The following is a 6,310-nucleotide window of genomic DNA, read 5'->3' on the forward strand; positions in this document are numbered from 1 at the left end:
CTCAACGCCATGCTCAGGAACCAGGCCCCCTGGGATCCTTTGAAGCACGAGGTCACCCATGCAAACGCTTGACTTTCAACACAGTTGCTCAAGGGGCGCACCCAGCGGCCTGGCAGAGCCAGTTCCGCGGGTGCACTGGCATGGCCTGCTCCGCGGCCTTCGGAACGGCGCTGGCAGCCACCCGTCTCATCTCCTGCGGGCGGCGCACCGCGCCATGAACAACTGAAAGAGAGACTTCATGAGCATTCAACTGCAAAGCCACATCGCCGGCCGCTGGATCGGCCAGCAGCCTGCGCAAACCCTGCTGAGCGCCGTGAACGGCCGCGCCGTGGCCAGCACGCATGCCGAGGCCGTCGACTTCGCCGAGGCCCTGGCCTACGCACGCCGCACCGGCATCCCCGCGCTGATGGCGCTGGACTTCCAGCAGCGCGCCGAGCGCCTGAAGGCCCTGGCCAAGTACCTCGCCACGCACAAGGAGATGCTGTACGCGCTCTCGGCCCACACGGGCGCCACGCGCAACGATGGCTGGATCGACATCGAAGGCGGCGCCGGCACGCTGAGCGCCTACGCGGCCATCGGCACCAACGAGTTGCCCTCTGGCAACTTGGTGCACGAAGGCCCGGCCTTCCCGCTCGGCAAGAAGGGCGGCTTCGCGGGCACGCACATCCTGGTGCCGCGCGGCGGCGTGGCCGTGCACATCGACGCGTTCAACTTCCCGGTGTGGGGCCTCTTGGAGAAGTTCGCGCCCAGCTTCCTCGCCGGCATGCCCTGCATCGCCAAGCCCGCCACGTCCACGAGCTACCTGACCGAGGCACTGGTGCGGCTCATCGAGCAATCCGGCATCCTGCCCGCGGGCAGTCTGCAGCTGGTGATCGGCGGCACGGGCGACCTGCTGGACCGACTGGAGGGCCCCGACGTCGTGACCTTCACGGGCTCCGCCGACACCGCCGCCAGGTTGCGCGTAAACGCCAACCTCGTGCGCCATGCCATCCCGTTCAACGCCGAGGCCGATTCGCTGAACTGCGCCATCCTCGCGCCCGACGTGACGCCCAACGACGAGGAGTTTGAGCTGTTCGTGAAAGAGGTCGCGCGCGAGATGACGGTCAAGGCCGGCCAGAAGTGCACGGCCATCCGCCGCGCCATCGTGCCGCGCCAGCACCTGGACGCCGTGGCCGAACGCCTGCGCGCACGCCTGGCCAAAGTGGTCGTCGGCGACCCGGCGCGCGAAGACGTGCGCATGGGCGCGCTGGCCTCGCGCGCGCAGCAGGCCGACGTGGCCGAGCGCGTGGAGCTGCTGCTGCAGGGGGCCGAGCTCGTGCATGGCGCGCGCGACGGCTTCGCGCCGGTGGGCGATGGCGTGTCTGACGGCGCCTTCTTCGCGCCCACGCTCCTGCTGAGCCGCAAGCCCCTCGAACACGACGCCGCGCACGACGTGGAGGCCTTCGGCCCCGTCAGCACGCTGATGCCCTACGACGGCATTGACGAAGCACTGGCCCTGGCCGCGCGCGGCCGCGGCAGCCTGGTGGGCACGCTGGTCACGCGCGACCCGGCCACGGCCGCCCGCGCCATCCCCGTGGCAGCAGCATGGCACGGCCGCCTGCTGGTGCTGGACCGCGAGGCCGCGGCCGAATCCACGGGCCACGGCTCGCCGCTGCCGCAGCTCAAACACGGCGGCCCGGGCCGCGCGGGCGGTGGCGAAGAGCTGGGCGGCCTGCGCGCGGTCAAGCACTACCTGCAACGCGCGGCGCTGCAGGGCTCGCCCAGCATGCTCGCCGCCATCACCGGCGAGCATGTGCGCGGCGCGGCCGTGCGCGAGAGCGAGGTCCACCCGTTCCGCCGCCACTTCGAGGACCTCTCCATCGGCGACTCGCTGCGCACGCACCGGCGCACCGTGGGCGAGGCCGACATCGTGGCCTTCGGCGGCATCTCGGGCGACTACTTCTACATGCACTTCGACGACGTGGCCGCCAAGCAAAGCCCGTTCGGCAAGCGCATCGCGCACGGCTACTTCGTGCTGTCGGCCGCGGCCGGCCTGTTCGTCTCGCCCTCGCCCGGCCCGGTGCTGGCCAACTACGGGCTGGACACGCTGCGCTTCGTCAAGCCCGTGGGCATCGGCGACACCATCCAGGCGCGCCTGACCTGCAAGCGCAAGATCGACCGCAACAAGAAGGACGCCAGCGGCCAGGGCCAGGGCGTCGTGGCCTGGGACGTGGAGGTCAGCAACCAGGACGGCGAGCTGGTCGCCAGCTACGACATCCTGACGCTGGTGGCGAAGAAGCCGGTGGCGCAGGCCTGAGCGCGGCTCAGCCCTGCGGCGGCTGCCCGTTCGACGCCATGACGCCGCCGTCGACCGGCAGGTTCACCCCGTTCACGAAGCGCGCGTCCTCGCTGGCGAGGAACGCCACCACGGCCGCAATGTCGGCCGGCTCGGCCACGCGGCCCAGCGGCAGGCGTTCCATGAACTTGGCGATGAGCGCAGGGTCGTCCAGCATGTCCTCGGTCATGCCCGTGCGCGTGAGCGAGGGGCAGACCGCGTTGCAGCGCACGCCCTGGCCGCCGTAGTCCAGCGCGATCGAGCGCGTGAGGTTCACCACGCCGCCCTTGGCCGCGTTGTAGGCGCACATGGCCCAGTCTGCGGCCAGGCCCGAGACCGAGGCCGTGTTCACGATGCAGCCCCTGGTCTTGAGCAGCTCCGGCAGCGCGGCGCGGCAGCCGTAGAACACGCCGCTCAGGTCCACGCGGATGGTCTGGTCCCAGTCGTCGAGCTGCACCTCGCCGGCCGGCCCCTCGGTGGCGACACCGGCGTTGTTGACCATCACATGCAGAGCGCCGAAGCGCGCGACCGCGGCGCGCACCAGCGCCTCCACCTGCGCGTAGTCGCCGGTGTCGCAGCGCTGCACCATCGTGCGGCCCGCATCCAGCCCGCGCGCCACTTCCTGCAGCTTGCCTGCGTTGATGTCGCTGAGCACCACATGGGCGCCCTCCTGCGCAAAGCGCTCGGCCACCCCGCGGCCGATGCCCGATGCGCTGCCCGTCACGATGACGGTCTTGCCCTTGAAGCGTTCCATGCGCGCACTCCTGTGAAGAGAAAGCGGCCCATGCTAGGAACGGCGCCGCGCGCGGCGCGTAGGACGGTGCGGGCACCCCTTGTGGGGCGAGTGGGCCGGCGCGTCAGGCCGGCAGCGGCGCCAGGCGGCTCTGGCCCGAGCCGGCGGGAGCTTCTGGGTCGAACACCTGCACTTGGTTGCGCCCCTGCGATTTGGCGCGGTACAGCGCGCGGTCTGCCAGGTCGATGACACGCTCCAGCGCTGCGGCATCGTTCTGCGCCGCGCTGCAGCCGTCCGATATGGCGACGCCGATCGACACCGTGAACGCCACGCTCTGCCCGTCCTGCAGCCGCGCGGGGTGGCGCGCCGACTGCTGGCACACGCGCCGCGCCACCTCGGCCGCCTCGTCCGCGTCGCAGTCGGGCAGCAGCACGCAGAACTCCTCGCCGCCATAGCGTCCCACCAGGTCGGCGCTGCGCACGCAGCGCAGCAGCTGCGCCGCCGCATGGCGCAACACCGTGTCGCCGCCCAGGTGCCCATGGTTGTCGTTCACGCGCTTGAAGTGGTCCACGTCGAGCATCATCACCGCGTACTGCGGCGCCCTGCCGGCCCGCTGCTCGGCCTGCTCGAAGAAGGCTGTGCGCGTCAGCGCGCCGGTGAGCCCGTCGCGCCGCGCGCTCTCCAGCGCGGCCCGGTGCTGCTGGTCGGCCAGGATCGCGAGGAAGCCCAGGCTCACGACGACGAGCATCAGGATGGTGGAGAACAGCGCCCACACCTGCACCGTGGTCGACGCCATCGCGCGCACCGACTCGGGGCCCGCGCCGAAGAACAGCACGTAGAGCCGCGCGCCCGTCACGCCGCAGCACCACACCGCCAGCACCAGCACCAGGGCCTTGCCCCAGCCCGAGGCGCGCATCTCACGGTGGCGCGCGATCGCCAGGATGAAACCCGCCCCGGCCCACAGGAAGGACAGCGCGATCGAGAACACGGCCACGCCGCGCGGCGCCGACGCCAGCGCCACGGCCGCGATGCCGCTGGCGCCCACCATGAAGTGCGCGACCAGCCAGGCGCGCCGCAGCGGCCGGCCCACCAGCAGATGCGCCGCGCGCAGGAACAGCACGCTGAACGCGACCGCCGACACGTTCCCCGGCAGGAACTCGACCCAGTCGTCCAGCGCCTGCCCCACGAACCAGAAGAAGAACGCCGCCGCCGCGGCCGCCATCGCCCAACCCCAGGCGCGAGCGGCCCGCGTGCCCACCAGGCTGGTACGCGCCGTGATGAACGCCATCGCGGCGATGGCGGCAGTCAGCAACACGGCGCTGATGCCCAAGGTGCCGGTGTGCAGTTCCCAGATATCGACAGTCATCGGCGCGTTGCTTGGCGTGGCAGCTCGTTCGGCAAAGCGGCGACGATAGCAAAGGCCGGGTCGAGTTGTGTGAATTTGTTTCGGCTGCGCCTCAACCGGCTGGGTGGATATGCCATGCCTGCGTCCACACCACGAGCGCGTCGAGCGCCTCGTCCAGCGCCTCGTCGTCCGTGCGCCCACTGCGCCGCAGCACGCTGAAACCGTGGTCGGCCTCGGCGATGTCCACGCGCGTCGCGCGCCGCGCGAGCGGGGCGCTGGCCTCGTCGAACGGCGCGGCTTCGGCAAGCGCGTCGCGCGTGCCTCGCACGAACAGCATCGGGATGTCGACGTCTGCCAGGTGCTCCGCGCGCGCCACCGACGGCTTGCCCGCCGGGTGGAGCGGAAAGCCCAGGAACGCCAGCCCGCGCACCCCCGGCAGCGGCGCGATCGCCTGCGCCTGCGAGGTCATGCGCCCGCCGAAGGACTTGCCGCCCGCGAACAGCGGCATGGCGGCCCATAGCTGCTGCGCCAGGCCTACCGCCGCGCGCACCGTGTCATGCGCCACGGCCGGGCTGTCCACGCGCCGCTTGCCGGCCTGCATGGACGGGAACTGGTAGCGCAGGCAGGCCACGCGCCGCGCCGCTAGCCCCTCGGCGACGGCCTGCATGAAGCGGTGCTCCATGCCTGCCCCGGCGCCGTGGGCGAAGACGTAGGCGGCGTCCGCGGTGTCGGGCGTGGTCGCGAGGGCGCTGACCACGTCGCCGCGCGCGGTGGTGAGCTGCAGGTGGCGCGTGTCCATGGCGGGCAGGGCGCTCAGCGCGCGTCGTATTTCGTGCTGTTGCCGCGCGCCTCGTCCACCGGGTACTTCTGCGCGTTGACCCGCATCTTGGCCTGCGCCGCGGCCACCGGGTCGATGCCCAGCGCACCGGCCAGCTGCACCAGGTACAGCAACACATCCGCGATCTCGGCAGCCACGGGCTCCTTCTGCGCAGGCGTGGGCGCGCGGCTCTGCGCCTCGGTCATCCACCGGAAATGCTCCAGCAGCTCGCCGGCTTCGACGATGAGTGCGGAGGCGAGGTTCTTGGGCGCGTGGAAGGGCTGCCAGTCGCGGTCGGCGGCGAAGGAGGCGAGTTGGTGGCGCAGGGATTGGAGGGAGTCGGGCATGGGGGCGAGTGGCGGGCTGGACAGCACGCACGGCAGGGAGCCAGAGCGATCCATCATGCCTCAGGCGCCCGCGCCGCCGTGCCCAGCATCGGGCCGGTACCATGCGCGCGCGGTCGCGTTCTATGCCCGGCCCAGTCTCCGGCTTCTCATTTCCCCTGCCGTGAACCACCAGACACTGTCGTCCTTTATCTGGTCCGTCGCCGACCTGCTGCGCGGCGACTACAAACAAAGCGAATACGGCCGCGTCATCCTGCCCTTCACCGTGCTGCGTCGGCTCGACTGCGGAACTCAAACCCCAAGACCTGCTGGTGCTGCTGAAGGTGGCGGCGCATTCGCCGCAGCGCTGGACCTATGCCGCGCTGGGCGAGGCACTGGCCATGAGCGCGTCCGAGGCGCACGCGAGCGTCAAGCGTGCCGTGGCCTGCGGGCTGGCGGTGTCGCCCGAGCGGGGTGAGTGGTCGCCGGTGCGGCCCAGCCTGCTGGAATTCATGCTGCATGGCGTGCGCTACATCTGGCCCGCCACCGCGGGCCCAGCCAAGCGGGGCGTGCCCACCTCCTTCGGTGCCGAGCCGCTGGCGGGCAAGGTCGCGGCTGCCGCCGGCGAGGCGCCGGTGTGGGCCCACCCCACCGGCAGCGCCAAGGGCCCCACGCTCTCGCCGCTGTACCGCACCGCGCCGCAGGCGGCATTGGCCGACCCGGCGCTGCACCGCCTGCTGGCGCTGCTCGATGCGTTGCGCACCGGGCGCGCGCGCGA

Annotated in this window: 6 protein-coding genes and 1 pseudogene; 3 read left to right on the forward strand and 4 right to left on the reverse strand. The window is 71.6% G+C overall.

All coding sequences use genetic code 11. The annotated features are described in order from the left end of the window. The first annotated feature begins 238 nt into the window (after positions 1-238). Entirely contained in the window at positions 239-2,296 is a 2,058-nt protein-coding gene (gene paaZ, locus ASF43_RS17035) for a phenylacetic acid degradation bifunctional protein PaaZ (RefSeq protein ID WP_056183604.1), read from the forward strand. Between the two features lie 7 nt (positions 2,297-2,303). Here paaZ and ASF43_RS17040 read toward each other — a convergent pair whose 3' ends face one another. From ASF43_RS17040 to ASF43_RS17055, 4 genes are all read right to left on the reverse strand, one after another. Next, a complete protein-coding gene (locus tag ASF43_RS17040) occupies positions 2,304-3,068 on the reverse strand; it encodes an SDR family NAD(P)-dependent oxidoreductase (RefSeq protein ID WP_056183606.1) in 765 nt (254 codons plus the stop codon). A 103-nt stretch (positions 3,069-3,171) separates the two neighbouring features. Then, positions 3,172-4,413 (reverse strand): GGDEF domain-containing protein, encoded by a 1,242-nt coding sequence (locus ASF43_RS17045; RefSeq protein ID WP_056183608.1) that lies wholly within the window; start codon positions 4,411-4,413, stop codon positions 3,172-3,174. A 91-nt stretch (positions 4,414-4,504) separates the two neighbouring features. After that, entirely contained in the window at positions 4,505-5,191 is a 687-nt protein-coding gene (locus tag ASF43_RS17050; RefSeq protein WP_056183610.1) for an alpha/beta family hydrolase, read from the reverse strand. 14 nt (positions 5,192-5,205) lie between these two features. Further along, positions 5,206-5,556: a nucleotide pyrophosphohydrolase gene (locus ASF43_RS17055; protein WP_056183613.1), complete on the reverse strand. Its 351-nt coding sequence runs from the start codon at positions 5,554-5,556 to the stop codon at positions 5,206-5,208. A gap of 160 nt (positions 5,557-5,716) precedes the next feature. Between ASF43_RS17055 and ASF43_RS29925 the strand changes: the two are divergent. Together ASF43_RS29925 and ASF43_RS17060 are read left to right on the forward strand one after the other, a co-directional pair. Next, positions 5,717-5,875: pseudogene (locus tag ASF43_RS29925) on the forward strand (type I restriction-modification system subunit M N-terminal domain-containing protein); the annotation flags it as partial. Then, positions 5,865-6,310: hypothetical protein (locus tag ASF43_RS17060; RefSeq protein ID WP_200932564.1), on the forward strand; the 446-nt coding region annotated here is incomplete at its 3' end. The pseudogene ASF43_RS29925 and the gene ASF43_RS17060, both read left to right, overlap by 11 nt.

This window comes from Pseudorhodoferax sp. Leaf267, assembly GCF_001422405.1.
In the GTDB taxonomy this organism is placed as follows: Bacteria; Pseudomonadota; Gammaproteobacteria; order Burkholderiales; family Burkholderiaceae_C; genus Pseudorhodoferax.

Bases quoted from the DNA above. Each gene is read 5' to 3' on its own strand.
- ASF43_RS17045 (WP_056183608.1), bottom strand. From the start codon at position 4,413: ATGACTGTCGATATCTGGGAACTGCACACCGGCACCTTGGGCATCAGC.
- ASF43_RS17040 (WP_056183606.1), bottom strand. From the start codon at position 3,068: ATGGAACGCTTCAAGGGCAAGACCGTCATCGTGACGGGCAGCGCATCG.
- paaZ (WP_056183604.1), top strand. From the start codon at position 239: ATGAGCATTCAACTGCAAAGCCACATCGCCGGCCGCTGGATCGGCCAG.
- ASF43_RS17055 (WP_056183613.1), bottom strand. From the start codon at position 5,556: ATGCCCGACTCCCTCCAATCCCTGCGCCACCAACTCGCCTCCTTCGCC.
- ASF43_RS17050 (WP_056183610.1), bottom strand. From the start codon at position 5,191: ATGGACACGCGCCACCTGCAGCTCACCACCGCGCGCGGCGACGTGGTC.